Below are 26,921 nucleotides of genomic sequence, written 5' to 3'. Positions count from 1 at the left end.
ACGCCGTCATCGTGTCGTGGTCGACGCGGTGACGGCGTAGGTGTGTCGCAGGAAGCGCAGCAGGGCGGTCGTGTCGAACTGGACGACGGCGACCCCGTGCGCCGTGTGGAACTCGACGACCGTCTGCACCCGGCCGCAGGGCCAGATGCCGATGTCGCCGCGGCGCGCGGGGGCGCGCATCCCCGATTCGAGGAGGGCGCGCGGGAAGGACCACTCGATGTTGCCGGGAAAGGCGAAGCGCACGGTGGCGGGCTCGGCGTCGGGGTCGTAGCGCAGGGCGACCGGGACGGGCCGCGAGAGAGGGGCGTCGGTGATGATCCGGCCTTTGGCGTGATCTTCGACGGCGTGGTCATCCGCAGGGTGCATCGGCCGACTCCTCGCGCTTGAGGCTTGTATTACCTAATGTCCCATATTCTCCGGCTTTCGCGCGGCGCACTTCTGTCGTCCGTGCGCTCTTGCAAGCTCTTTGCAGGTAGCGCCTATCATCAGTGCCGTGCATGTACCTGACGGATTCATCAACGCCCCGGTCTCGGTGGCCGCCGGAGTCGTCGCCGCGGGCGCCGTCGCCGTCAGCCTGCGCGGAGCCCGCCGCGAGCTGGACGAGCGCACGGCTCCGCTCGCCGGCCTGGTCGCGGCCTTCATCTTCGCGGTCCAGATGCTGAACTTCCCGGTCGCCGCCGGGACCAGCGGACACCTGCTCGGCGGCGCGCTCGCCGCGATCCTCGTCGGCCCGTACACGGGCGTGCTCTGCATAGCGGTCGTGCTGCTGATGCAGGGCATCCTCTTCGCGGACGGCGGCCTGACCGCGCTCGGCGTGAACATCACCGTCATGGGCGTCGTCACGGTCGTGGTCGCGTACGCGCTCTTCCGCGGTCTCGTCCTCGTCCTGCCGCGCACCCGCCGCTCGGTGACGGTCGCCTCCTTCGTCGCCGCGCTCGTCTCCGTGCCGGCCGCGGCCGGTGCCTTCACCCTCGTCTACGCGATCGGCGGCACCACCGACGTCCCGATCCCGCAGGTGCTGACCGCCATGATCGGCGTGCACACCCTCATCGGCATCGGCGAGGCCGTGATCACCATGCTGACTGTCGGCGCGGTCATCGCCGTCCGCCCCGACCTGGTCCACGGCGCCCGCGGCCTGACCGCCCCGCTCAAGCTGCGCGTCGGCGGCGAGCTCGTCGACGCCGCACCGGCCCGCGAGGCCGCGCCCGCCGGCGGCCCCGCGCCGCGCAGGCTGTGGCTCGGCGGTCTGGTCACCGCCCTCCTGCTGGCCGGCTTCGTCTCCTTCTACGCCTCCGCCAGCCCGGACGGCCTGGAGAAGGTCGCCGCCGACAAGGGCATCGACAGGAACGTCGAGGAGCACGCCGCCGCCGACTCCCCGCTCGCCGACTACGGGATCAAGGGCATCGAGGCCCCCCGGCTCTCCGGCGGCCTCGCCGGCGTGATCGGCGTCGGGGTGACCCTCGCCGCGGGCTCCGGCGCGTTCTGGGCCGTCAAGCGCCGTCGTGCCTCCCACGACGCGTCGGCCGGGGTGCGGGTCTGAGATGGGGGCGGGGCACGCGCACAAGCTGTACCGGCGGGGCGACTCGCCGGTCCACGCCCTGCCGCCGCACGTCAAGCTGGCCGCGGTCTTCGCCTTCGTGGTGGTCGTGGTCTGCACGTCCCGCGAGGCGGTCTGGGCCTTCGGTCTCTACGCCCTGCTCCTCGCCGGGGTGGCGGCGCGGGCCCGGGTGCCGGCCCGCTTCGTGCTGCGCAGGCTGGTCATCGAGATCCCGTTCGTGGCGTTCGCGTTCCTGATGCCCTTCGTGGTCCCCGGCGAGCAGGTCGGGTTGCTCGGTCTCTCCTTGTCCGTCCCGGGCCTCTGGGGCGCCTGGAACGTCCTGGCCAAGGGGACCCTGGGCGTCGCCGCCTCCGTCCTGCTCGCCGCCACGACCGAGCTGCGCTCCCTGCTGCTCGGTCTCCAGCGGCTGAGGCTCCCGCCGCTGCTGGTCCAGATCGCGTCCTTCATGCTCCGCTACGGCGACGTGATCTCGGACGAGATGCGCCGGATGTCGATCGCCCGGCGCTCGCGCGGCTTCGAGGCGAAGGGCGTCCGCCACTGGGGCGTGCTGGCCAAGTCCGCCGGCGCGCTCTTCATCCGCTCCTACGAGCGGGGCGAACGCGTCCACCTCGCCATGGTCAGCCGCGGATACGCGGGGGCCATGCCGGTCATCGACGAGGTGACCGCCTCCCGGGCCCAGTGGGCGCGGGCCGCCGCCCTCCCGCTCGCCGCGCCCCACGGTCAGGTCCACCCCGAAGAGCGCCTGATGGCCGTCCGGGCTGGCGGAGGCGTAGAAGGAGACGAAGCCGGCCAGCAGGAGGGCGGTGACCAGACCGCCGAGCCACAGCCTGCGCGGCGCGGGGCCGCCGGCGGGCGCGGCCTCGCGGGCCGGTGCGGCGTCGACGAGCTCGCCGCCGACGCGCAGCTTGAGCGGGGCGGTCAGGCCGCGGAGGCTCAGACCGACTGCGGGGAGAAGCCGAAGGGCAGCTCGAGCCGGTGGCGCCGCATCAGCTCGGCGTCGCTCAGCACGTCCCTGGTCTCCCCGTCGCCCGCGATCACCCCGTCGCTGAGGATCACCGAGCGCGGGCAGAGTTCCAGTGCGTAGGGCAGGTCGTGCGTGACCATCAGGACGGTGACGTCCAGGGACCGCAGGATGTCGGCGAGCTCGCGGCGCGAGGCCGGGTCGAGGTTGGAGGACGGCTCGTCGAGGACGAGGATCTCCGGCTCCATCGCGAGCACGGTCGCCGCCCGGGGCCGTGGGCGCCCTCACTACCCCGGGGTAACGTGGAGCCGCTCCGTCCGATACCTTGTGCACAATCCATTTGTGCACTCCTCACTTACCGGGGCGGACCATGAGCGACCGCGCGGACAGCCGTCCGACGAAGATCATGTACGTGGCCGAGGCCACCGCGCACGGCGGTCGCGACGGCTTCGTGACGAGCCAGGACGGTCTGATCGACCTCCGCCTCGCGATGCCGCCCGCGCTCGGCGGGGACGGCCGGGGCACCAACCCCGAGCAGCTCTTCGCCGCCGGGTACAGCGCCTGCTTCCACAACGCGCTCGTGCTCGTCGGCCGCCGGGCCGGCTACGACCTCTCCGGATCCACCGTCGCCGCCAAGGTGGGCATCGGACCCAACAAGGCGCGCGGCTACGGACTGGCGGTCGCCCTCAGCGTCTCCCTGCCCCTGGTCGACCAGGAGCTGGCCGCCTCGCTCGTGGAAGCGGCGCACGAGGTCTGCCCGTACTCCAACGCCACCCGCGACAACATCGACGTCTCCGTCGTGCTGAGCTGACCGACCCGGAATCCGCGCTTCGAGGCGGACGTTGCACCATGGGGTGACGACGAACGACGAGGAGCGTGGCACGTGGACGTCCGGGGCACGGTGGCGGCCGGATTCGAACCGGTGGGGGACGCGTTCCGGCGCAACTTCGAGCAGCGCGGGGAGCGGGGCGCGGCCGTCGCCGTCTACCGCGACGGCGTCAAGGTCGTGGACCTGTGGGCCGGCGCCCGGGACGTCGACGGGAACGCAGCCGACGCCCCCTGGGCCGTGGACACCGCACAGGTGGTCCGCTCGGCCACCAAGGGCGTCGCCGCCGCCGTACCCCTGCTGCTCCACCAGCGCGGACAGCTCGACCTCGACGCCCCGGTCGGCACCTACTGGCCCGAGTTCAAGGCGGCCGGGAAGGACCGGGTGACGGTGCGGCAGGTGCTCGCCCACCAGGCCGGCCTGCCCGTCCTGGACCGGCCGCTGACCCTCGCCGAGGCCGTCGACCGGGAGACCGCCCTGCGGGCGATCGCCGCCCAGGCGCCCGTCTGGGAGCCCGGCACCGCCCACGGCTACCACGCCCACACCTTCAGCTGGCTGCTCGCCGGGATCGTCCACCGGGTCACCGGGCGCACCATCGGACGCTGGGTCGCCGAGGAGATCGCCCGCCCGCTCGGCCTCGACCTGTGGATCGGCCTGCCCGCCGACGAGGACCACCGGGTCGGCCGCATCGGCCCCGTCGAGGAGATCGACCCGCCCGGCGGCGGAGCGCTCAGGCTGCGCCCCAAGCGCTCGGTCACCGAGGCCTACCGCGATCCCGGCTCGCTCACCCGGCGCGCCTTCGGCGCCATCGACCCCAAGCCCGACGAGAACGACCCGGTCTACCGGGCCGCCGAACTCCCCGGCTCGGCCGGTGTCTCCACGGCCCGCGCGCTGGCCCGCTTCTACGCCTCCGCCCTGGGACCCGTCGACGGCGGCGTCCGCCTCTTCGCCCCGGCGACCCTGACGCTCGCCCGCACCGAGGAGTCGGTGGGGCCCGACCGGGTGCTGATGGTCGGCACCCGCTTCGGACTCGGCCACATGCTCCACGGCCCGGCCTCCCCGCTGCTCGGCCCCACCTCCTTCGGGCACCCCGGACGGGGCGGCTCGCTCGGCTTCGCCGACCCGGAGTCGGGCATCTCCTTCGGGTACGTGACCAACGGGATGCGCAAGACGGTGACCGCCGATCCGCGGGCCCAGGCTCTGGTGCGGGCGGTGCGTTCGGTGCTGTGATCCCTTCATGGATCACCACCCGGACCCTTCCCCGCAGCCGCCCGCGGACCGTCTCCCGGACGTTGCCGGCGGCCCTTCGCCCCGCGCCGTCCACGGTCGCTTCGCGGGCCACACCGCCCTGGTCACGGGCGCGGCCCGCGGCATCGGCGAGGCGACGGCCCGTCGGCTGGCCGCCGAGGGCGCCCGCGTCCTGGTGACGGACCTGGACGGCCGGGCGGCGCGCGCCGCGGCCGAGGCGATCCCCGGGGCCGTCGGCCTGAGCTGCGACGTCACCGACCGCGCCTCCGTGGAGGCGGCGGTCGCCTGCGCGGCGGAGTCCTTCGGCGGACTCGACGTCCTCGTCAACAACGCCCTCGCCCCGGTCGCGCCCGACGCCGCCGCCTTCGAGGACGACCACGACGAGGGCTGGTGGCAGCAGCTCGACGCCACCCTCCTCGGCGCGGTCCGCTGTTCCCGGGCGGCGCTGCCCCTCCTCGCCGCCGCTGCGGGGCGCGGGGCCATCGTCAACATCGGTTCGGTCAACGCGCGTCAGGACTTCGGGAACCACGCCTACAGCGCGGCCAAGGCCGGCCTCGCCTCGCTCACCCGCACCCTGGCCGGCGACGGCGCCCCGCGCGGCGTCCGCGTCAACCAGATCGATCCCGGCACCGTCGCGACCCGGGGCTGGGCGGGCCGCGAGGACCGCCTCGCCGCGCTGGCCGAACGCGTCTACCCGCTCGGCCGGGTCGGGACCCCCGAGGACATCGCCGCCGCGGTCGCCTTCCTGGCCTCGGCCGACGCCGCGTGGATCACCGGCACGACGCTGCGCGTCGACGGCGGGCTCCTGGCCGTGAACACCCACTTCCGCGAAGTCCTCGGCGCCTTCGACGACTGAGCCGAACCGGCCCCGGGAGCCCGCCCGTTCCGACCCGTTGCTCCCTGAACGCCCCTTCGGTGCCGGTTCGGATCGATCACAGTCCGGTAACCATCGGCACCCGCTGTGGAGTGCGTTTTTGTTGCCTGATAAAGATTCAGGTCTGGCCGTCGTCCACCGCGCAGGAGCGGTGACACCGCCGGGGGGGCTCACATGGTCGGGTCCCGGGCGGAGCCCGGACCCCAGTACGACTTTGCACGCTTTCGCCGTGCCCGCATACCCGCACGGCGCACCCTTCCCGCGGATTCACCTGCCCGCACACCGGGACGACGGGGATCGTGAAAGGGAGTGTGCATGGGCCGAACCGCCCGTGAGAAGGCATTCAGATGGGGCGCGGCGGCGGTCGCCGCCCTCGCCGTCACCGCCGCCGGGATACCGGCGTCGCAGGCGGCCACCACGGACGAGCCCGGACCCAAGCGGGTCGGATCGGCCCCGAAGATCCCGCACGGCGCCGTCCGCACGGCGGACCCGGCCGCCGGCGAGAAGCTCGACCTGAACGTCGTGCTGGAGCCGCGGGACCAGGCCGCGCTGGACCGCTTCGTCGCGGCGGTGTCCGACCCGAAGTCGCCGCAGTACCGCCAGTACCTCGGTACGGGCGAGTTCGCGGCCGCGTTCGGCGCCGCGCCGCAGACCGTCGCGAAGGTCAGGGCCGAACTGGAGGCCAAGGGCCTCACGGTCGGCGAGCTGGAGGCCGACGGCCTCACCCTGCCGGTGACCACGACGGTCGGCGGCGCCGCCAAGGCGTTCCGCACCGAGTTCGACGGCTACCGGCTGAAGGACGGCAAGAAGGGCGTCGCGAACACCGCGGCCCCGCAGTTCGACGGTGCGACGGCCGGCGCCGTCCGCGGCGTCGTGGGCCTGAGCAGCCTGGCCTCGTTCGAGCCGCGGAACTCCGGCGCCAAGCGCGCGGGCCGCGTGCAGCCGACGGACGACGCCGGCTCGGTCACCCGCCAGCCGCGCCTGACGGGCACGACCCCGGCGATGTGCTCGGGCATCGTGGACATGTTCGCGGACGCGTCCGACCCGAACTACCCGCCGATGTACGACAAGCAGGACTACTGGAGTGCCCGGTCGCTCGCGACCGCGTACAACATGGCGAACCAGCCGAACGTCCAGACCGGCACCACGATCGCCATCTACTCGCTGGAGAACTACGACCCGAAGGACATCGCGAGCTACCAGGCGTGCCACGGCACGAAGGTGCCCGTGACCCCGGTCCGGGTCAACGGCGGCCCCACCGAGCCGGCGGGCCTGGACACCGGCGCGGGAATGGAGACCGCGCTCGACGTCCAGACCATCATCGGTCTCGCCCCGCAGTCCAAGATCCTCGTCTACCAGGGCCCGAACACCTGGGACGACGGCACGGACGTCTTCCGCAAGATCGTCACGGAGAACCGTGCCAAGGTCGTCTCCGTCAGCTGGGGCAGCTGTGAGATGAACACCCCGACCGAGGTCATGGACGCCGAGAACCTGGCGTTCCAGCAGGCCGCGGCCCAGGGGCAGACCATCGTCGCCGCCTCCGGCGACAGCGGTTCCACCGGCTGCTACTTCGACAACGACCAGAACGGCGTGCCGGACCAGCCGAACGCCGACCAGCTCGTGACCGACAACCCGGCCTCCTCGCCGTACGTCCTCGGCGTCGGCGGCACCACCATGCGGACCTCGGTCACCAACCAGACCACCTGGACCGGCTCGGGCGGCGGCGTCTCGCGTCACTTCACCGTGGCCGCCGACGGCTTCCAGACCGGGAAGACCGGCGCGGGCTACAGCGACCTCTGCACCGCCGGTGCCGGCACGAACTGCCGCCAGGTCCCGGACGTCTCCGCGGTCGGCGACGGCGAAACCGGCTACCCCGTCGCCTTCGGCCAGGACGGCGGCCAGTGGTGGTGGATCATCGGCGGCACCAGTGGCGCCGCCCCGGTGTGGGCCGCCCTGATCGCCCAGGCCGACCAGGACCTCGCCTGCCAGGCCAACGGCCCGGTCGGTTACGCCCACCAGGCGCTGTACAAGCTCCCGGCGACGGCCTTCCGCGACGTGACGACCGGCCACAACAACGTGACCCAGTCCGGCAACGTCAGCGGCCTCTACCAGGCCGGCGCCGGCTACGACCTCGCCACCGGCCTCGGCACGCCGAACGGCCGCGAGATCGTCAAGGGCCTGTGCCAGGCGGTCCCGCGCTCCGCCGCGACCACCTTCAACGCGCTCGCCCCGGCCCGCATCCTGGACACCCGCTACGGCATCGGCCGCGCCGGCACCGCCCCCGTCGGCGCCAACGGCACGGTCAAGCTCAAGGTCGCGGGCGTCGGCGGCGTCCCCGCCACCGGCGTGACCTCGGTCGTCATGAACATCACGGCCACCGCGCCCTCCGCGTCGGGCTTCCTGACGGCGTACCCGAGCGGCACCACCCGCCCGTCCTCGTCCAACATCAACTGGCTGAAGGGCCAGACCATCCCGAACCTGGTGACCGTCCCGGTCGGCAAGGACGGCTCGGTCGACCTCTTCAACGCCGGTGGTGGCACCACCCACTTCATCGCGGACGTGTCCGGCTACTACTCGGCCGACGCCGGCGGCAGCACCTACGTGCCCAAGGGCCCGGCCCGCATCCTGGACACCCGCAACGCCATCGGCCGCGCCGGCACCGCGCCGGTCGCGGGCAAGGGCACCGTCACCCTGACCGTCGCGGGCGCCGGCGGCGTCCCGGCCACGGGCGCCACCGCGGTCGTCCTCAACGTCACGGCGACCGCGCCGACCTCGAACGGCCACCTGATCGCGTACCCGAGCGGCACCACCCAGCCGACCGCGTCCAACATCAACTGGCTCACCGGTCAGACCCGGCCCAACATGGTCGTCGTGCCGGTCGGCGCGGACGGCAAGGTGAAGCTGTACAACGCCGGTGGCGGCACCGTGCACTTCATCGCCGACGTCTTCGGCTACTACACGGCCGCGACCGACGGTGTGTCCTTCCACACCGCGGGCCCGAGCCGGCTGCTCGACACCCGTTCCGCCCTCGGTACGGCCTCGGCGGCACCGCTGGGCGCCGGCACCAACCTGGTGCTGAACCTGAACGACGGCCACACGCTGGCCAACGCCAAGGCGGTCGTCCTCAACGTGACCGTCACGGCCCCGTCCACCGCCGGTTTCCTGACCGTGTGGCCGGACGGAACGGCGCTGCCGAACGCGTCCAACCTCAACTGGACGGCCGGTCAGACCACGGCCAACCTGGTGACCGTCCCCGTCGTCAACGGAAAGATCGACTTCCGTTCGAAGAGCGGCACCGTGCACGTGATCGCCGACCTGTTCGGCTACTACATGTAAGGCGCCCCCGCGCCACGCAGGAGGCCCTGCCCCACCGCTTCACCGCGGCGGGGCAGGGCCTCCTCGGTCGCCGGGCTCCGCGCCCCCGTCAGGAGGCGTGCAGCATCAGCCCGATGCCGACGACCATCAGACCGGCCGCGGCCACCCGCGGCCCGCCGAAGCGCTCCTTGAAGAACAGCGTGCCGATCGCCGCTCCGACGATGATCGACGACTCCCGCAGCGCCGCGATCGGCGCCAGCGCCGCCTTCGTCTGGGCCCACAGCACCAGTCCGTACGCGGCCACCGACAGCGCCGCCCCCAGCAGGCCGCGGACGGCGTACGGGCGGAGCTGGGCCGGCAGCGCGCCGCGCCTGCGCCACAGGGCGTACGCGGGGATCGCCACGCCCTCCAGGACCATCAGCCAGGCGATGTAACCGAGCGGGGTACCGGACGCGCGCACTCCGACGCCGTCGACGACCGTGTAGCCGGCGATCGCCAGTCCGGTGGCGCCGGCGGCCAGCAGGGCGGGCCAGTCGGGGCGGCGCCCGGTGCCCCGGATGCCCCAGAGGGCCAGGCCGGTCAGGCCCGCGCAGGCGAAGGCGACACCGGTGAGCTGCCAGCCGTCCGGGATCTCGTCGACGAAGACCGCCGCGAGGACGGTCACGGCCAGCGGGGCCGTGCCCCGCGCGATCGGGTACATCTGACCGAAGTCGCCGAGGGTGAACGACCGCATGAGCAGGGCCATGTAGCCCACGTGCAGCACCGCGGAGCCGGCGAGGTACGGCCAGGCACCCGGCGCCGGCAGGGCGACGAAGCAGGCGGTCACGCCGCCGATCAGGGCCCCGCCGCCGGATATCAGCGTGAAGGAGAGCAGCTGGTCCCGGATGTGGTGGGCGATCGCGTTCCAGCTGGCGTGCGTCACCGCGGCGGCGAGGACGGCCGCCGCGACCAGCGGCGTCACCGCACACGCTCGCGGACGTCCACGACCGCGCCGCCCGCGTGGGCGATCAGCGTCCGCGGGTCGAGGGCGAACACGGTGTGCGGGGTGCCCGCCGCCGCCCACACCACGGCGTGGTCGAGCAGGCCGCGGTCGGCGAGTACCCGGGTCCGGGTGCGGTGGCCGAAGGGCGGGACACCGCCGATCGCGTAGCCCGTGGTCGCGCGGACGATCCGGGCGTCGGCCCGGGTCACGGCCGCGGCGCCGAGTTCCTCGCGGACGCGTTCCACGTCGACCCGGGAGGAGCCGTCCATCAGGACCAGCACCGGCACCCCGTCGGCCGCGAAGATCAGTGACTTGACGATCTCGGAGACCTGGCAGCCGATGGCCTCGGCGGCCTGGACCGCGGTCCGGGTCTCGTCCGGGAAGCTGCGGACCTCGACCTCCAGGCCCAGCTCCCGCAGGGCTTCGGCGAAGAGGGGATGGACCGGGGACGCGGTGGACTCGGCGATGGGTTCGTGAGCGCTCATGGCCCGCACGCTAACGGTATGTGTACGGGCCAAGCGAACGTTTTCAGCCGGCGTTCAGGACCTTCGCCACGACGGGCCCCGCGGCGTCGCCGCCGTGCCCGCCGGACTGGACGACGGCCGCCGCGGCCAGATCGCCGGAGAACCCGGTGAACCAGCTGTTGGAGGTGTCCTGGCCGCCCACCTCGGCCGAGCCGGTCTTCGCCCCCTTGTCGCCGCCGACCGGCGCCATCGCCCGGGCGCCGGTGCCGCTGGTGGCCGTGCGCCGCATCATGTCCCGCAGCTGACGGGCCACCGGGTCGGGCAGGCGCCGCTGGGCGGTGGCGATCGTCCGGTCGTCCAGGTCCTTGCGCACGATGATCGGCTGCTTGAACGAGCCGGTCTTCGCGGTGGCGGTGATCGAGGCGATGTTGAGCACGTTCATCTGCACGGTGCCCTGGCCGATGTACTGGGCGGCGGCCTCGCCGCCGGTCTCGGCCGGGATGCTGCCGTCGTAGGTGTCCACGCCGGTCTGCCAGTCGAGGCCGATCCCGAAGACGTCCCGGGCCTCCTTGCCGAGCGCCGCGTCGTCCCCGACGTCGTCGATCTTCTTGATGAACGCGGTGTTGCAGGACTGCGCGAAGCTCTGCGAGAAGGGCACGTTGCCGAGCTTGAAGTTCTTCAGGTTGTGGAACGTGCGGCCGTAGTACATGGCGTTCTCCGGGCACTCGGCCGGCCGGTCCGCCGTCACCAGCCCCTTCTCCAGGAGCAGGGCCGCGGTCACGATCTTCAGTGTGGAGCCGGGCGCCTGCTTGCCGAGGAAGGCCGTGTTGTAGCCGCTCGCCGGGTTGTTGGCGACGGCCCGGATCTCGCCGGTGGTCGGCTTCACCGCGACGACCGCGGCCTGCCCGTACTGCCGGACCGCCTGCTCGGCCGCCGCCTGCACGTCCGGGTCGATGGTGGTCTCCAGCCGCCCCGGCTCGCCCTTGACGAGGGTCAGCAGGGTGGAGTCGGCCACCCCCTCGGCCTCGGACTCGATCCAGGTCTCGATGCCGGCGGTGCCGCCCGCCTTCCTGCCGTACCGCTCGCGCAGCTGGTCGAGGACCGGACCGAGGGAGGGGTACTTCTCCTTCGTCAGCTCGCCGCCCTTGCGGTCGACGGCCTTGACGGCGGCGGCCTTCGCGGTGCCCGTGCGCAGCGTCGTGCCCCTGGTCAGCCGCGGATGGAGGACGGACGGCTTCCAGTCGACCAGGGGGCGCCCGGTGGTGAGCCCGCGCACGACGGTCAGCTGCGAGGAGTACGTCCAGGGCTTCGACCGCCCCTCGTAGGTGACGGTGGCCTTCACCGTGAACGGCACGGTGGTGCCGTTCGGCGCGCCGGGGGTGATGACGGCTCCGGAGACCTTCGCGCCCTCGCGGTAGTTGAGCACGGCGGGCCCGGCGTCGACGGGGTTGTTGGTCAGCTGCGCGGCCCGGTCCGACTCCCCGGCCGCCCAGGCGGCCAGGAAGTCCTTGGCGGTGCCGACGACCTCGTCGGTGTGCAGGGGACCGGACTTCTTCGCACCGGTACCGGATTGCACGCCGGTACCGGAATTCCCGCTCCCGCTTATTCCGGTCCAGAGGTTGTATCCGCCGTATCCGACCCCGCTCGCCACGACGACGAACACACTGCCTACCAACGCGACCTTGGCTCCACTGCGCATGACTGTGAATCCCCTCCCCAGGTGGTAGCCGCAGTCAACCAGTGCCTCCGCCCGCGTGTCGAGCGAGATCCGATTGCGCCGGGAATGGCCCCACTAGATCCAGGTGTCCAGCCACATCCTGTTTCTCCACTGGTCCATCGGAATCGCCGTCCCGGTGTACAGCGGCCAGAAATAGATGAAATTCCAGACGATGAGCAGGACCAGTACACCGGCCCCCACCGCACCGAACGTCCGGCGCCTTTCCGAGGAACCCGCCGGGCCGATCATCGCCCCGATCATCATCGTCACCGCGAGACACAGGAACGGAACGAACACCACCGCGTAGAAGAGGAAAATGGTGCGTTCCTGATAGAGGAACCACGGCACCCACCCCGCCGCGATCCCGCAGGCGATCGCGCCCGCCCGCCAGTCCCGGCGGAAGAACCAGCGCCACAGGACGTAGAGGATCGCGAAGCACGCCGCCCACCACAACAGGGGCGTGCCCAGGGCCAGGACCTCCTGCGCGCACTTCTCCGTCGCGGTCGTGGGGCAGCCGGCCTCGCCCGGTGCCGGGCTCTCGTAGAAGTACGAGACGGGGCGGCCCAGGACGATCCAGCTCCACGGGTTCGACTGGTACGTGTGGTGCGAGGTCAGGTGGACGTGGAACTGGTACACCTCGGTCTCGTAGTGCCACAGGCTGCGCAGCCAGTCCGGCAGCCACGACCAGAGGCCCGAGCCGTACGCCTTGTCCTGCTCGGCCGCCCAGTTGCGGAAGTAGCCCTTGTCGGTGCTGATCCAGCCGGTCCAGGTGGCGAGGTAGGTGAGCACCGCGACCGGGACCACCGAGACGAACGCCGGCACCAGGTCCCGGCGGGCCACCGCGGCATGCGGGCGGACCGCGCCCGCCGTGCGCCGCGCGCCCACGTCCCACAGGACGGCCATCAGGCCGAACGCGGCCAGGATGTACAGCCCGTTCCACTTCGTCGCGAACGCCAGGCCCAGCATCACCCCGGCCGCCAGCCGCCACGGTCGCAGGCCCAGGCGCAGTGTCTCCGCGACCTCCGCGTCCGGCCGCAGCACCCCCTCCTCGTCCTCCGGCAGGGCAGCCGCAAGCCGCCGCCGCGCCCAGTCCCGGTCGATCAGCAGGCAGCCGAAGGAACCGAGCACGAAGAACATCAGCACCTGGTCGAGCAGCGCGGTGCGGCTCATCACGAAGTGCAGGCCGTCCACGGCGAGCAGCGTGCCCGCCAGGCAGCCCAGGAAGGTCGAGCGGAACAGCCGCCGGCCGATCCGGCACAGCATCAGCACCGACAGCGTGCCGAGCAGCGCCACCATGAAACGCCAGCCGAACGGCGTGAAGTCGAAGATCTTCTCGCCCAGGCCGATGACCCACTTGCCCATCGGCGGGTGCACCACGTAGCCCGGATCGGTCGGCACGACGACGCTCGACGGATCGCTCAGGATCGTCTTGTCGATGTCCTTCGGCCAGGCACCCTCGTACCCCTGGTTGACCAGCGCCCAGGAGTCCTTGGCGTAGTAGGTCTCGTCGAATATCACCGCGTGCGGCTTGCCCAGGTTCCAGAACCGCAGCACCCCGGCGAACAGCGCCACCAGCAGCGGACCGCACCAGGCCGACAGCCGCCACAGCCGCTCCGCGAGCAGCGGCGACACCCCCAGCAGCGACCACAGCCGCTCCGAGGGCCGGGTGTACGACGGCACGAGGCGCTCCCGCAGCCCCGCCCCTGCCGCTCCCCGGGCCGCGGGCGCGTAGCCGAAGCGCCGCAGACGGTGCTGCCATGCCGGCGGCGTCGAGACCGACGAGGGCTCTTCCACGGCGTGCTGACCCTCCAGGGCCTCAGGTGCGGTACTGGTCACCGCGCCATCGTAGGGAACGCGCCTGTGCGAGTCGCCTCTGCGGGCTGCGAGGATGGGCCATGTGACAGGAACGGTGACCGGAACGCTCGTACTCGCAGGTACCCCCATCGGGGACATCGCGGACGCCCCGCCGCGGCTCGCGGCCGAACTCCAGGCGGCCGACATCGTCGCCGCGGAGGACACCCGCCGGCTGCGCGGCCTGACCCGCGCCCTCGGCATCCACACGTCCGGGCGCGTCGTCTCCTACTTCGAGGGCAACGAGTCGGCCCGGACGCCCGAGCTCGTCGAGGCGCTCCTCGGCGGCGCCCGGGTGCTGCTGGTCACCGACGCCGGCATGCCCTCCGTGTCCGACCCCGGCTACCGGCTCGTCGCCGCGGCCGTCGAACAGGACATCAAGGTCACCGCCGTGCCCGGCCCCTCCGCGGTGCTCACCGCGCTCGCGCTGTCCGGGCTGCCCGTCGACCGCTTCTGCTTCGAGGGCTTCCTGCCGCGCAAGGCCGGCGAGCGCCTCGGGCGGCTCCGCGAGGTCGCCGACGAGCGCCGGACCCTCGTCTACTTCGAGGCCCCGCACCGCCTCGACGACACCCTCGCCGCGATGGCCGAGGTCTTCGGCGCGGACCGGCGGGCGGCCGTCTGCCGTGAGCTGACCAAGACGTACGAGGAAGTGAAGCGCGGCGGCCTCGGCGAGCTCGCGGCCTGGGCCGCCGACGGAGTGCGCGGCGAGATCACCGTCGTCGTCGAGGGCGCCCCGGAGACCGGGCCGGCCGAACTCGACGCCGACGAGCTGGTGCGCAGGGTGCAGGTGCGCGAGGAGGCGGGGGAGCGGCGCAAGGAGGCGATCGCCGCCGTCGCCGCCGAGGCCGGACTTCCCAAACGCGAGGTGTTCGATGCCGTCGTCGCGGCAAAGAATGCGGCTGCGCAGAGCCCCGGGAACGGTAAAGGACTATCGTGAAAAGCAAAGCGAAACCCGTGCGGCGGGCCTGCCGAGGGCCTCAGGGCAAGGGAAGGCCAAAGAGCATTCCATTGTTCCACCGGCGCTGATGCGCTCCGGCCCGAAAAGGCGTCCACTGGATCAGTGGAGAGGAGCTGGCATGAGTGAGATCACCGGCACCGGCACACCCGTCGCGCACGAGGCGTACGCCTTCGCCTGCATGCGCTGCGGATACGGCTGGGAGCAGGAGTACGACATCGAGCACCACGTCGATGCGGCCGGTCAGACTTTCATCGTCTACAAAGCGGGTGGCGAACGCGTACCGTCACCGCTGTCCAGCCCGACCTGCATGAATTGCGGCGGGCACGTCGTGCGCATCATGCGGGCCGGACAGGTTTCCTCGGTCCTCGACCTCATCGCCGCGGCCGAGAAGCACCGCCGCGGGGCCCGGGAGGCGAGGCCGGTCGGCATGGCCGGGCCCATCGGACAGGAACTCATCGAGGGCTCGCCCGAAGAGGAGGCGCCGCCCGCCGAGCCCGCCCGCCACTGGCACCTCTCCGACCTGCTGCACCCCTTCCAGCACCGCGACAAGTAGGCAGCCGCGACCGGACGGCCGGCCCCGGGCGCTCGCACCCGGGCCACCGCGAGGGGACCCGTCGAGCCTCGTACGATCGGGTCCATGAGTTCCAAGGACGCCCCGCCGCCGCTGCCCGAGCCCCTGCTGGTGCCGGTGGCGGACTCCCACACCCACCTGGACATGCAGTCAGGCACCGTCGAGGAGGCCCTGACCAAGGCCGCCGCCGTCGGCGTCACGACCGTCGTCCAGGTCGGCTGTGACCTCAAGGGGTCCCAGTGGGCCGCCGAGACCGCCGCCGCGTACGAGAACGTGCACGCGGCGGTCGCCCTGCACCCCAACGAGGCCCCGCGGATCGTCCTCGGCGACCCCGACGGCTGGTCCCGCCAGGGCGCGCGCGAGGCCGGCGGCGACGCGGCCCTCGACGAGGCGCTCGCCGAGATCGACCGGCTGGCGTCCCTGCCGCACGTCCGGGCCGTCGGCGAGACCGGCCTGGACTACTTCCGCACCGGCCCCGAGGGCATGGCCGCCCAGGAGCGGTCCTTCCGCGCCCACATCGAGATCGCCAAGCGGCACGGCAAGGCCCTCGTCATCCACGACCGCGAGGCCCACGCCGACGTGCTGCGGGTCCTCGACGAGGAGGGCGCGCCCGAGCGGACCGTCTTCCACTGCTACTCCGGTGACGCCGACATGGCCCGGATCTGCGCGGCCAAGGGCTACTACCTGTCCTTCGCGGGCAACATGACCTTCAAGAACGCCCAGCCGCTGCGCGACGCCCTCGCCGTCGCCCCGCTGGAGCGCGTCCTGGTCGAGACCGACGCCCCGTTCCTGACGCCCGCGCCCTACCGGGGCCGGCCCAACGCGCCCTACCTGATCCCCGTCACCGTCCGCGCGATGGCGGCGGTCCGCGGGATCGGCGAGGACGCCCTGTGCGCGGCGATCGCCGACAACACCGCACGGGCCTTCGATTACTGATCCATAACGGTTACGTCGTGTAGTCGAGTCGCTTTGGAGAGTGACCGCCGTCCGGGCTAGGGTCCCGGCCTCGTGAGCACTTCCCAGGGCAGTCATCGCGCCGCGCGGGGCGGACAGCGGGCGGCGACGCTGCCCTTCCACGAGCAGCCGACCCAGGTGGCACCCCTCGTCGTCCCCGGTCAGGGCACCCGCGCCGAGGCCCGGCGGGCCGCACGGCGCCGCAAGTCGTCCCCGCCCGCCGTCGAGGGCCTGCGGCGCCTCGTGCCGCAGGCCCTCGTCGTCGCCTTCCTCGCCGGCGGCACCAGCGCCTTCGTCGCCAACGACAAAGCCGTCCGGCTCTCCGTCGACGGCGTCCCGCGCACCCTGCACACCTTCGCCGACGACGTCGACGAACTCCTCGCCGACGAAGGGCTGACCGTCGGCGACCACGACATCGTCGCCCCCGCCCCCGGCGAGGCACTGGCCAGCGGCGACGAGGTCGTCGTCCGCTACGGCCGCCCCGTCCGGCTCACCCTGGACGGCCGCCGCCGCGAGGTGTGGACCACGGCCCGGACCGTCGACGGCGCCCTGCGCCAGCTCGGGGTCCGCGCCGAGGGCGCCTACCTCTCCGTCTCGCGCTCCGCCGCCATCTCCCGCCACGGCCTCGCCCTCGACGTCCGCACCGAACGGACCGTCACGCTCCTCGCCGACGGCCGCGAGCGGACCCTGCGCACCAACGCCGCCACCGTCCGCGAGGCCGTCGAGGAGGCCGGCATCACCCTCACCGGCCAGGACACCACCTCGGCACCGCCCGGATCCTTCCCGCGCGACGGCCAGACGATCACCGTCATGCGGATCACCGGCACCCGCGAAGTGCGCGAGGAGCCGATCCCGTACGCCGTCGAGCGCACCCGCGACCCCGACCTGTTCGCGGGCACCGAGGTCGTCGAGGAGCAGGGCCGGGCCGGTGTGCGCCGAGTCGTCTACGCGCTGCGGACCGTCAACGGCGTCCGGCAGCGGCCCAAGCGGATCGGCGAGGAGATCGTCCGCGAACCCGTCGCCCGGAAGGTGAAGGTCGGCACCCGCCCGCTGCCCTCGTCGGTGGCCGGCGCCGACGGACTCGACTGGGGCGCGCTGGCCGCCTGCGAGTCCGGCGGCCGGCCGGGCGCGGTCGACCCGTCCGGCACCTACGGCGGGCTGTACCAGTTCGACCCGGGCACCTGGCGCTCGCTCGGCGGCACCGGAGTCGCCCAGAACGCGCCCGCCTCGGAACAGACGTACCGGGCCAAGAAGCTCTACGTGCAGCGGGGGGCGAGTCCCTGGCCCCACTGCGGCCGTAGGCTGTACCGGTGAGCACCACCGATCCCGACTCCCTCCTCGGCCCCGCCGACATCCGTGAACTGGCAGCTGCGCTCGGCGTCCGCCCGACCAAGCAGCGCGGCCAGAACTTCGTCATCGACGCCAACACGGTCCGGCGGATCGTCCGCACGGCCGAGGTGCGACCCGACGACGTGGTCGTGGAGGTGGGACCGGGCCTCGGGTCCCTCACCCTGGCCCTGCTGGAGGCCGCGGACCGCGTGACGGCCGTCGAGATCGACGACGTCCTGGCCGGCGCGCTGCCCGCGACGATCGCGGCCCGCCTCCCCGCGAAGCGGGACCGCTTCGCGCTCGTGCACTCCGACGCGATGCACGTCCAGGAGCTCCCCGGGCCGCCGCCGACGGCGCTCGTCGCGAACCTGCCGTACAACGTGGCCGTGCCCGTCCTGCTGCACATGCTGGACCGCTTCCCGACCATCGAGCGCACGCTGGTCATGGTCCAGGCGGAGGTCGCCGACCGGCTGGCGGCGCAGCCCGGCAACAAGGTCTACGGCGTCCCCTCGGTCAAGGCCAACTGGTACGCCGACGTGAAGCGGGCCGGCTCGATCGGCCGCAACGTCTTCTGGCCGGCGCCGAACGTCGACTCCGGCCTGGTGTCCCTGGTCCGCCGGACCGAACCGGTCGCGACCACCGCCTCCAAGGCCGAGGTCTTCGCGGTCGTCGACGCCGCCTTCGCCCAGCGCCGCAAGACCCTGCGCGCCGCCCTCGCCGGCTGGGCGGGCTCCCCCGCCGCGGCCGAGGACGCCCTGGTGGCGGCGGGCATCTCGCCGCAGGCCCGCGGCGAGTCGCTGACGGTCGAGGAGTTCGCGCGGATCGCGGAGGCCAAGAAGTGAGCGGTACGGAACCGGCCGGCACCCCCGGCGCCGGCGCGACGACGGCCGGCGTCACCGTGCGCGTGCCCGCCAAGGTCAACGTCCAGCTCGCCGTGGGTGCGGCGCGTCCCGACGGCTTCCACGACCTGGCCAACGTCTTCCTCGCCGTCTCCCTCCACGACGAGGTCACGGCCACTCCGGCCGCCGCCCTGACCGTCACCTGCGAAGGACCGGACGCCGACAAGGTCCCGCTGGACCGGACGAACCTGGCCGCGCGGGCCGCCGAGCTCCTCGCCGCCCGCCACGGCATCTCCCCGGACGTCCACCTCCACATCGTCAAGGACATCCCGGTCGCCGGCGGCATGGCCGGCGGCAGCGCCGACGGCGCCGGCGCCCTGCTCGCCTGCGACGCCCTGTGGGGCCTGAACTCCTCCCGCGCCGAACTCCTGGAGATCTGCGCCGAACTCGGCAGCGACGTGCCGTTCAGCCTCGTCGGCGGCGCCGCCCTCGGCACCGGCCGCGGCGAGCAGCTGACCGACGTACCGGTCGGCGGCACCTTCCACTGGGTGTTCGCCGTCGCCGACGGCGGCCTGTCGACCCCCGCCGTCTACGGCGAGTTCGACCGCCTCAACGACGGCGTGGACGTGCCCGAACCGGCCGCCTCGCCCGCGCTCCTGGAGGCGCTGCGCACCGGTGACGCCGGCGCCCTCGCCGGCGCCCTGGCCAACGGTCTCCAGCCGGCGGCCCTCTCGCTGCGACCCTCGCTGTCCGCCACCCTCGACGCCGGTCTGTCGGCCGGGGCGCTCGCCGCCCTCGTCTCCGGCTCCGGCCCGACGACCGCCTTCCTGGTGAAGGACGCCGAGACCGCCGAGTCGGTCGCCGCCGCCCTCGTCGCCTCCGGCACCTGCCGCACGGCACGGACGGCCACCTCACCCGCGCCGGGGGCCACCGTTCGGTAGGGCGGGTCCGGAAAGTCCCGCCCGGCCCGCCGGCCCGGCCACGTACTCACGCCGCGGTTGAGTATCCGCGCCCTGACGAACGGCCCGCCCTCCGCGGGACCTTGGGCGCATGGGAATCAGCGCTCGTGAGCTCGCCGCCGCCACGCCCGCGACCCGCGACCGGTACGTCGACCTCCTGCGGGTCGCCTCGCTGGGCGTCGTGGTCCTCGGCCACTGGCTGATGGCCGCCGTGTCCGGGGACGGGACGGTGGGCAACCTGCTCGCCGTCGTACCGGAACTCCAGCCGCTCACCTGGGGACTCCAGGTGATGCCGGTGTTCTTCTTCGTCGGGGGCTTCTCCCACGCCCTGGCCTACCGCTCCCGGCCGGACTACGCCGCCTTCCTGCGGGCCCGCCTCCAGCGGCTGCTGCGGCCCGCGATGGTCTTCATCGGCGTCTGGGGCGCCGCGGCACTCCTCGTCCCGCTCCTCGGCCGGGACGGCGGCCTGACCGGCGTCGCCCTGCGGCTGGTCGCCCAGCCGCTCTGGTTCATCGGCATCTACCTCGCGATGGTGGCCTTCACCCCGCCGCTGCTGCGCCTGCACGAGCGCCACGGCTGGGGCGCCTTCGCGGGCCTGGCCGGCGGGGCGGCGGCCGTCGACGTGCTGCGCTTCGCCCTCGACGTGCCGTTCGTCGAGTTCCTCAACTTCGCCTTCGTCTGGCTCGCCGTCCACCAGCTCGGCTTCCTGCGCGCCGACGGGCGGATCGGCCGCCCCGGCCTCCTCGCCGGCACCGGCCTCCTCGGCGCCGCCGCGCTCGTCGCCCTCGGCCCGTACCCGCTCTCCATGGTCGGGATGCCCGGTGAGAAGGTCTCCAACATGGCCCCGCCCACACTCGCCCTGCTCMGCCACGGCCTGTGGCTGGTGGGCGCGGTCGAACTGCTCAAGGGGCCGGGAGCGAGGTTCGCGGGGCGGGCCGGCGTCTGGCGCAAGGTCGTCGCCGCCAACGGCATCGCCATGACGGCCTTCCTCTGGCACCTGACCGCCATGCTCGGCGTCTACGGCGCCGTGCTCGCCCTCGGCCTGACGCCGCCCGACCCGGCGACGGCCGCCTGGTGGGCTCAGGTGCCCGTCCGCATCGCCGCGGCCGTCGTCGTCACCGCGGTCCTCGTCGCCGCCTTCCGCCGGTTCGAACAGCCCGTACCCGCCGCTCCCGCCACCGGCAGCGGCGGCCCGCTCGCCGTCCTCGGCATCACCCTGGCGCTGTTCGGTGTCCTGGGCCTGTCCATGACCGGCTTCGCGGGCCTCCTGGAGGGCCACGCGGCCACCCTGATCGCGGTCCGGGTCACCGCCCCCGCCGCCATCGCCATGACGCTCGCGGGCTGGCTCCTGGTCGAACGTGCGGGCCGGACCGCGCGGCACCGGCCCGGAGCCGTCTGACCCGCGGGCCGATCCTCCGAGATCGCCCGGACAGGACCTAGTTCCCGGACACCGCCGAGGACGCCGTCGGGACCCCGCAGCCGTGGGCCTTCGCGGACTTCTCCGCGAAGCGCCGCAGGGCGGCGCGCAGGCCCGGGTGGTCCAGCGCGAGGACGGAGGTGTGCCCCGCGCCGGTGCGGGAGGCCACCTCGTACACGGCCTTGCCCCCGGCACCCGGGCACGAGGCGGCCAGCATGTACCGCCCGTCCCGGTGCGCGCCCACCAGCCGGGCGTCGTCCCGCTGCTCCATGCCCTTGAGGCCGAGGAACGGCCCGTAGAACGCCGTGAAGCCGTACAGCGGGGTGCCGGCCGTCCCGCCGAGGGCGCAGCCTTCGACCGGCTTCGGCCCCGGCACGGTCTCGACCGCCGTGCGGACGCCCCAGCGCGCGGCGGTCGCCGCGTCCAGGACGCCCGCGCAGCTCCCGGACACCTCGGCGAACGGCCGGTGGTCCCACGACGTCACCGACATGCCGACGTTTTTCACCGGGCGCCCCGGCGCGGCCTCGCAGCCCGTCCGGCGCGCGTAGGAGACCGCCGTCCCGGTGAGCACCGCGGTGAGCCGGTCCCGTTCCACCGCCCGGGAGAAGTCGGCCCGGTCGATGCGGGTGCTCACCGAGGCGACGAGCCCGTCCCCCGGTTCGGTGCCGCAGTCCAGCATCACCGTCACCCTCGCCTCGCCGCGGTCCTCCGCGTCGCCGTCGGGGGAGAAGCCGAACGACCCGGTCCAGCCGTGGCCGAGCGGGGCGTCCTCGCGGTCCGCCTCCACGCCCGCCGCCGGGGAGCCGGCGCGCCGCACCGACAGGTCGAGGCGGACCCGCCCGTCCTCGTCGTCCGCCCCGCGCACCCGGCACCACCAGGCACGCTCCCCGGGCCCGCCGGACGTCGTCACCTCGGCCCCGCCGAGCAGGGCCCGCAGCTCACCGGCCGCCAGGTCGCCCTCGCAGGCCGAGTCGAGGGCGGCGTCGTGCCGCCAGGCGTCCCAGCCACCCGACATCCAGAACACCGCCCCGGCCGCGACGGCCACGGACACCGTCCACGCCACCGCCCGCCGCACCCGCCGCCGCGGGACGAGCCGGTCGTCCGTCTCGCTCATGCCCACACCTTCCCGAGAACCTCGACGTCACGGCAGCCGGTGGCCGCGGCCAGATAGCGGTCGAGCAGCCCGTCGACGCGGGCCGCGAGCGCCGCCTTGTCCAGGCCGCTCACGCTCACCCGGTGCAGCGTCGTGCCCTGCGCGCACCGCGACCTGGCCCAGGCCGCCACCTCGTAGGACCGCCGGACCGCCGAAGCGGGCGCGCCGCCGCCGAGTCCGGCGAGTTCCGCTCCGTACTCCGTGCGCGCCTCCGGCAGCACGTCACCCCACCAGCTCGCCGAGCTCACCGCGTGCACGTCCGTCGCCGGCAGGCCGATCGCGCAGCCGCGGGCCCAGGCGTGCTCGCCGCCCGCCGCCGACTCCGTCTTCCCGCCGAACCACCGGCACGGCGCCGGGTTCTCCTCGCGCTCGCCGCCGTCATCCCGCGCGGGTGCCGGCGCCCGCGCGTCGGACGGGCGCACCGGCACGCCCCCGCAGCGGTTCCGCTCCCGGACGTCGTTCGCGAGGGCCGCGACGGCCGGCCCCAGTTCGGCCGCCGCCTCCGGGCCCCCGACCAGCGAGGCGTACACCCGGAAGCCCGTCACCCTCCGCGGGTGCCCGGGCAGCCCGGCGGGGCAGGCCACGGTCACCTGCGTGTCGGCCCGCTCGTGCTCACGTGCCCACTCCGGCGCCGACGCGTACGGGGTGTCGCCCGCCAGGTCCTCCGCCCGGACGCCCTTCAGGGGCGGGTCCGCCAGCGGCACGGCCGCGAACTCGAGCCGGGGCTCGTCCTCGCCGGTCCCGCCGACCGCGCAGCCGGCCAGGGCGCGCGGCCCGGCTCCGGTCCGCAGCTCCCACCGCACGTCCCCGGACAGCAGGTCCCGGACGGCGTCCCGGGGCAGTACGCCCCCGCAGGCCCTGGCCAGCACCGCCGCGTTGTGGTCCGCGCGGCGCTCCGCCCGGACCACGAAGAAGCCCGCGACCAGCGCCGCGAGTACCACCACCGCGGTCGCCTGGGGCAGCCACCGGTGCCCGCGCAGACGCGCCCACACGGAATCGGACATCCCGGCCCCCCGCCTCGAAAGATCGCAGCAGGCTATCGCACCCCCCGCGGCGTCTACCCTTGGACGTCGATCGATCCCCCGGTACAGGAGTCAAAGTGGCCGTCAACCTGGTCAATGTCGAGGCCGTCAGCAAGGTGTACGGCACCCGTGCCCTGCTCGACGGTGTCTCACTCGGCGTCTCCGAAGGGGACCGGATCGGCGTCGTCGGCCGCAACGGCGACGGCAAGACCACCCTCATCCGGATGCTCGCCAAGCTGGAGGAGGCCGACACCGGCCGCGTCACGCACAGCGGCGGCCTGCGGCTCGGCGTGCTCACCCAGCACGATTCGCTCGACCCGGCCGCGACCGTCCGCCACGAGGTCATCGGCGTCATGGCCGACCACGAGTGGGCCGGCAGCGCCAAGATCCGCGACGTGCTCACCGGCCTCTTCGGCGGGCTCGACCTGCCCGGCTTCGAGAAGGGGCTCGACACCGTCATCGGGCCGCTCTCCGGAGGCGAGCGGCGCCGTATCGCGCTGGCCAAGCTGCTCATCGAGGACCAGGACCTGATCGTCCTCGACGAGCCCACCAACCACCTCGACGTCGAGGGCATCGCCTGGCTCGCGAGCCACCTCCAGCAGCGCCGCTCGGCGCTCGTCTGCGTCACCCACGACCGCTGGTTCCTCGACCAGGTCTGCACGCGCATGTGGGACGTGCAGCGCGGCGCCGTCCACGAGTACGAGGGCGGCTACTCCGACTACGTCTTCGCCCGTGCCGAGCGCGAGCGCATCGCCGCCACCGAGGAGGCCAAGCGCCAGAACCTGATGCGCAAGGAGCTGGCCTGGCTGCGGCGCGGCGCCCCCGCCCGCACCTCGAAGCCGCGCTACCGCATCGAGGCCGCCAACGAGCTGATCGCCGACGTGCCGCCGCCGCGCGACACCTCCGAACTGATGAAGTTCGCCAACGCCCGGCTCGGCAAGACCGTCTTCGACCTGGAGGACGTGACCGTCACCGCCGGACCGAAGACGCTGCTCCAGCACCTCACCTGGCAGCTCGGCCCCGGCGACCGGATCGGCCTCGTCGGCGTCAACGGCGCGGGCAAGACCTCGCTGCTGCGGGCCCTCGCCGAGGCCGCAGAGACCCAGGGCGAGACCCAGCCCGCCGCCGGCAGCATCGCCGTCGGCAAGACCGTGCGCCTCGCCTACCTCTCCCAGGACGTCACCGAACTGCCCGCCTCGCTGCGCGTCCTGGAGGCCGTGCAGCAGATCCGCGACCGGGTCGACCTCGGCAAGGGCCGCGAGATGACCGCGGGCCAGCTGTGCGAGCAGTTCGGCTTCACCAAGGAGAAGCAGTGGACGCCGGTCGGCGACCTCTCCGGTGGCGAGCGACGCCGCCTGCAGCTGCTGCGCCTGCTGATGGACGAGCCGAACGTGCTCTTCCTCGACGAGCCCACCAACGACCTCGACATCGAGACCCTGACCCAGCTGGAGGACCTCCTCGACGGCTGGCCGGGCTCCATGGTCGTCATCTCCCACGACCGCTTCTTCATCGAGCGCACCACGGACCGGACGCTCGCACTGCTCGGCGACCGGACCCTGCGGATGCTGCCGCGCGGCATCGACGAGTACCTGGAGCGCCGCCGCCGGATGATCGAGGAGGCCACCCCGGTGCCGGCCGCTCCGGCCGCGCAGCAGAAGCAGGGAGTGTCCGCCGCCGACGCCCGCGCCGCGAAGAAGGAACTGCAGAAGGTGGAGCGTCAACTCGACAAACTCTCCGAGCGGGAGAGCAAGCTGCACGCCCAGATCGCCGAAAACGCCACAGACTTCGAGAAGGTGGCGAAACTGGACGCCGAGCTGCGCGAACTGGCCGGGGAGCGTGACGAGTTGGAGATGCGTTGGCTTGAACTCGCCGAGGACGCGTAACGACGACATCACGGGCCGGTCCTCCCTTGGGTACAAGGGGCGGACCGGTCACTTTTGCGCCATCCCGTGAGTGGTAGAAAGAAAACCCGCTCACTTCAAGGGGGAAGCGCTGATGACCCAGCCGCCCAGCAACCAGCCGCCTGGCTTCGGCGCTCCGGAAGGCCCCGACGGCCCGAGCCAGGGCACCCCGGCCGTACCGCCGATGCCGCCGGCCCCGCCGGCCGCGCCGCCGCAGACGCCGCCCGCGCCCGGCCCGTTCGACAAGACCCCGGAACCCCCGCAGGGCCCGCCGGCCGCGGCCCCGCAGACGCCGCCTCCGGCGCAGGCCCCGCAGCAGCCGCCGACCGCGCCCGGCCCGTACGGCCAGCCGCCGCAGCCCGGTTACGGCTATCCGCAGCAGGCCCCGCAGCCCGGCTACGGCTACCCGGGCCAGCAGGCTCCCCAACCCGGCTACGGCTACCCGACGCAGGCGCAGCCCGGCCCGTACGGCCAGCCGCCGCAGCCCGGCTACGGCTACCCCGGCCAGCCGCAGTACCCCGGCCAGGCCCCGTACCCGGCACCGCCCGGCGGCGGTTCGAACCCCTTCAAGGGCAAGCCCGGCGTCATCATCGCCGCGGCCGCGGCCGCGCTCCTGCTCATCGGCGGCGGCACCTGGTTCGCCCTGAGCGGCGACGAGGAGGGGAAGCCGGTCGCCCAGCCGACCGCCTCCCCGACCGGCCCGAAGCCGAGCGAGTCCGTCGACCAGGGCGACGGCAGCGGCGACGGCGACAAGGGTCCCGAGGACCTCAACGCCGGCCGTCAGCCCGGCGAGGCCAAGATCAACTGGATGCTGAAGAACAACGTCGACCTGCCGAAGAACGGCTCCGACGTCCTCGGCCCGTGGATCGTCGGCGACGTCGTCGTCAAGGCCATGTACAAGAGCATCGACGGCTACAGCCTCAGCGACGGCTCGGCGAAGTGGCACCTGGACGTGCCCTTCGAGCTGTGCGCCGCCCCGCCGGCCCCGGCCGCCGACGGCACCATGGTCTTCGGCCACCATGACAAGGCGGGCGACCGTGCCAAGTGCACGCAGCTCCAGCAGGTCGACCTGAAGACCGGCAAGGCGGGCTGGAAGAAGGAAGTGCCCAAGGCCACCGGCCTGTTCGCCTTCGACGACAACACCCTCGCCATCAGCGGCAGCACGGTGACCGCCGCCGGCACCAGCAGCTCGTACGGCTTCTCCATGGCGGACGGCAAGCAGCTCTTCGCCTCGCCGAGCAGCGGCTGCAAGCCGTACGCCTACGCGGGCGGGGAGAAGCTGATCGCGGCCTCCTCCTGCCCCTCCGGTGACGTGAACAAGAAGCAGCAGCAGATCGGGGAGGTGGACCCGAACACCGGCAAGGCCAGGTGGAACTACAAGCTCCCGGCCAACTGGGAGGTCGACCGGGTCTACTCGGTGAACCCCCTCGTCGTCTCCGCCACGCAGCGCGACGAGAAGAAGTGGATGGTCTTCGCCCTCACCGCCGACGGCCGCCTGCGCTCGCAGATCCAGGGCGGCAACGACAAGTTCGCCCCCAAGTGCGGCGGATCCTTCGTCGTGTTTGGCAAGAACCTCCAGGGTTGCGTGGGCGTCGCCGCCGACGCGAACACCTTCTACATGGCCACCGAGACGAGCTACGGAACCCCGAACGAGGTCGTCGCGTTCGACCTGAACACCGGCAAGGCCAAGTGGCGGTCCAAGGCGCCCGGCGAGCAGAGCATGATCCCCCTCCGGATGGAGGGCTCGGACGTCCTGGTCTACGTCGACCCGTCCTACGACAAGGGCGGCGCCGTCGCCACCGTCGCACCGACCGGCGGCGCGCCGAAGGTCCTGCTCCAGCACCCGGCGGCCACCGCCCAGATCGAGAGCACCTACTACGACCCCGGCTACGCCTACGGCAACGGCACCTTCGTGATCACCGCAGGGCGCGTGTCGGCCTTGAACGACAAGGCGGAGAAGGAAGTCAAGACGATGATGGCCTTCAGCAAGTGAGGTACGCAGACCGATGACCCAGCCCCCTC

Annotated in this window: 21 protein-coding genes and 2 pseudogenes; 15 read left to right on the top strand and 8 right to left on the bottom strand. The window is 73.2% G+C overall.

Features of this window, described 5'->3' with window-relative positions; translation table 11 throughout:
* Nucleotides 1-6: 6 nt before the first annotated feature.
* The gene (locus EAO71_RS16090; RefSeq protein ID WP_147978357.1) at nt 7-366 is read right to left on the bottom strand and encodes an SsgA family sporulation/cell division regulator; all 360 of its coding nucleotides are present in this window, start codon (nt 364-366) and stop codon (nt 7-9) included.
* A 127-nt stretch (nt 367-493) separates the two neighbouring features.
* Between EAO71_RS16090 and EAO71_RS16085 the strand changes: the two genes are divergently transcribed.
* Nucleotides 494-1,540 (top strand): energy-coupling factor ABC transporter permease, encoded by a 1,047-nt coding sequence (locus tag EAO71_RS16085; protein ID WP_147978356.1) that lies wholly within the window; start codon nt 494-496, stop codon nt 1,538-1,540.
* A 1-nt stretch (nt 1,541) separates the two neighbouring features.
* Nucleotides 1,542-2,270 (top strand): annotated as a pseudogene (gene cbiQ / locus EAO71_RS16080) (cobalt ECF transporter T component CbiQ); the annotation flags it as partial.
* Between the two features lie 221 nt (nt 2,271-2,491).
* Here cbiQ and EAO71_RS38835 read toward each other — a convergent pair.
* Nucleotides 2,492-2,800: pseudogene (locus EAO71_RS38835) on the bottom strand (AAA family ATPase); the annotation flags it as partial.
* 89 nt (nt 2,801-2,889) lie between these two features.
* On the opposite strand from EAO71_RS38835, the gene EAO71_RS16065 reads away from it, so the two are divergent.
* The 4 genes from EAO71_RS16065 to EAO71_RS16050 all read left to right on the top strand — a co-directional run bounded on the left by EAO71_RS16065 (nt 2,890) and on the right by EAO71_RS16050 (nt 8,803).
* Complete coding sequence (locus EAO71_RS16065; protein WP_147978355.1) at nt 2,890-3,330, top strand: organic hydroperoxide resistance protein; 441 nt, start codon at nt 2,890-2,892, stop codon at nt 3,328-3,330.
* Between the two features lie 72 nt (nt 3,331-3,402).
* Entirely contained in the window at nt 3,403-4,575 is a 1,173-nt protein-coding gene (locus EAO71_RS16060; RefSeq protein ID WP_147978354.1) for a serine hydrolase domain-containing protein, read from the top strand.
* Nucleotides 4,576-4,582: 7 nt separating this feature from the next.
* A complete protein-coding gene (locus tag EAO71_RS16055; protein WP_147978353.1) occupies nt 4,583-5,449 on the top strand; it encodes an SDR family NAD(P)-dependent oxidoreductase in 867 nt (288 codons plus the stop codon).
* A gap of 333 nt (nt 5,450-5,782) precedes the next feature.
* Nucleotides 5,783-8,803, top strand: a complete 3,021-nt coding sequence (locus EAO71_RS16050) for a protease pro-enzyme activation domain-containing protein (RefSeq protein ID WP_147978352.1) — start codon at nt 5,783-5,785, stop codon at nt 8,801-8,803.
* Nucleotides 8,804-8,891: 88 nt separating this feature from the next.
* Here EAO71_RS16050 and EAO71_RS16045 read toward each other — a convergent pair whose 3' ends face one another.
* The 4 genes from EAO71_RS16045 to EAO71_RS16030 form a co-directional block, all read right to left on the bottom strand.
* The gene (locus tag EAO71_RS16045) at nt 8,892-9,743 is read right to left on the bottom strand and encodes a DMT family transporter (RefSeq protein WP_147978351.1); all 852 of its coding nucleotides are present in this window, start codon (nt 9,741-9,743) and stop codon (nt 8,892-8,894) included.
* Nucleotides 9,740-10,249, bottom strand: coding sequence for a YbaK/EbsC family protein (locus tag EAO71_RS16040; RefSeq protein WP_147978350.1), 510 nt, complete (start codon nt 10,247-10,249; stop codon nt 9,740-9,742). The genes EAO71_RS16045 and EAO71_RS16040 overlap by 4 nt, the downstream gene beginning before the upstream one ends.
* 43 nt (nt 10,250-10,292) lie before the next feature.
* Nucleotides 10,293-11,927, bottom strand: a complete 1,635-nt coding sequence (locus EAO71_RS16035; protein WP_147978349.1) for a penicillin-binding transpeptidase domain-containing protein — start codon at nt 11,925-11,927, stop codon at nt 10,293-10,295.
* Nucleotides 11,928-12,020: 93 nt separating this feature from the next.
* Nucleotides 12,021-13,781 carry a dolichyl-phosphate-mannose--protein mannosyltransferase gene (locus EAO71_RS16030; RefSeq protein ID WP_147978348.1) on the bottom strand — a complete coding sequence of 587 codons (1,761 nt, stop codon included), beginning with the start codon at nt 13,779-13,781 and terminating at the stop codon, nt 12,021-12,023.
* Between the two features lie 52 nt (nt 13,782-13,833).
* On the opposite strand from EAO71_RS16030, the gene rsmI reads away from it, so the two are divergent.
* From rsmI to EAO71_RS15995, 7 genes are all read left to right on the top strand, one after another.
* Nucleotides 13,834-14,733 (top strand): 16S rRNA (cytidine(1402)-2'-O)-methyltransferase, encoded by a 900-nt coding sequence (gene rsmI, locus EAO71_RS16025; protein ID WP_187282683.1) that lies wholly within the window; start codon nt 13,834-13,836, stop codon nt 14,731-14,733.
* 139 nt (nt 14,734-14,872) lie between these two features.
* Nucleotides 14,873-15,307, top strand: coding sequence for a hypothetical protein (locus EAO71_RS16020; protein ID WP_147978347.1), 435 nt, complete (start codon nt 14,873-14,875; stop codon nt 15,305-15,307).
* Nucleotides 15,308-15,391: 84 nt separating this feature from the next.
* Nucleotides 15,392-16,261: a TatD family hydrolase gene (locus EAO71_RS16015; RefSeq protein WP_147978346.1), complete on the top strand. Its 870-nt coding sequence runs from the start codon at nt 15,392-15,394 to the stop codon at nt 16,259-16,261.
* A gap of 72 nt (nt 16,262-16,333) precedes the next feature.
* Nucleotides 16,334-17,593, top strand: a complete 1,260-nt coding sequence (locus EAO71_RS16010; protein ID WP_147978345.1) for a resuscitation-promoting factor — start codon at nt 16,334-16,336, stop codon at nt 17,591-17,593.
* The gene (rsmA, locus tag EAO71_RS16005; RefSeq protein WP_147978344.1) at nt 17,590-18,450 is read left to right on the top strand and encodes a 16S rRNA (adenine(1518)-N(6)/adenine(1519)-N(6))-dimethyltransferase RsmA; all 861 of its coding nucleotides are present in this window, start codon (nt 17,590-17,592) and stop codon (nt 18,448-18,450) included. Before EAO71_RS16010 ends, rsmA begins: the two co-directional genes overlap by 4 nt.
* Nucleotides 18,447-19,388, top strand: a complete 942-nt coding sequence (locus EAO71_RS16000; protein WP_147978343.1) for a 4-(cytidine 5'-diphospho)-2-C-methyl-D-erythritol kinase — start codon at nt 18,447-18,449, stop codon at nt 19,386-19,388. The genes rsmA and EAO71_RS16000 overlap by 4 nt, the downstream gene beginning before the upstream one ends.
* A gap of 109 nt (nt 19,389-19,497) precedes the next feature.
* Complete coding sequence (locus EAO71_RS15995; protein WP_147978342.1) at nt 19,498-20,805, top strand: acyltransferase family protein; 1,308 nt, start codon at nt 19,498-19,500, stop codon at nt 20,803-20,805.
* Nucleotides 20,806-20,842: 37 nt separating this feature from the next.
* Here EAO71_RS15995 and EAO71_RS15990 read toward each other — a convergent pair whose 3' ends face one another.
* The gene (locus EAO71_RS15990; protein ID WP_147978341.1) at nt 20,843-21,937 is read right to left on the bottom strand and encodes a hypothetical protein; all 1,095 of its coding nucleotides are present in this window, start codon (nt 21,935-21,937) and stop codon (nt 20,843-20,845) included.
* Nucleotides 21,934-22,980, bottom strand: a complete 1,047-nt coding sequence (locus EAO71_RS15985; protein ID WP_147978340.1) for a hypothetical protein — start codon at nt 22,978-22,980, stop codon at nt 21,934-21,936. The genes EAO71_RS15990 and EAO71_RS15985 overlap by 4 nt, the downstream gene beginning before the upstream one ends.
* A gap of 95 nt (nt 22,981-23,075) precedes the next feature.
* Between EAO71_RS15985 and EAO71_RS15980 the strand changes: the two genes are divergently transcribed.
* Entirely contained in the window at nt 23,076-24,881 is a 1,806-nt protein-coding gene (locus tag EAO71_RS15980; protein ID WP_147978339.1) for an ABC-F family ATP-binding cassette domain-containing protein, read from the top strand.
* A gap of 112 nt (nt 24,882-24,993) precedes the next feature.
* Complete coding sequence (locus EAO71_RS15975) at nt 24,994-26,892, top strand: outer membrane protein assembly factor BamB family protein (RefSeq protein WP_147978338.1); 1,899 nt, start codon at nt 24,994-24,996, stop codon at nt 26,890-26,892.
* Nucleotides 26,893-26,921 lie beyond the last annotated feature (29 nt).

It is taken from the genome of Streptomyces sp. MS191 (assembly GCF_008042125.1).
Classification (GTDB): Bacteria; Actinomycetota; Actinomycetes; order Streptomycetales; family Streptomycetaceae; genus Streptomyces.
Note: the sequence above shows the minus strand (reverse complement) of the source record. Positions and strands in the feature narration are given on the sequence as shown.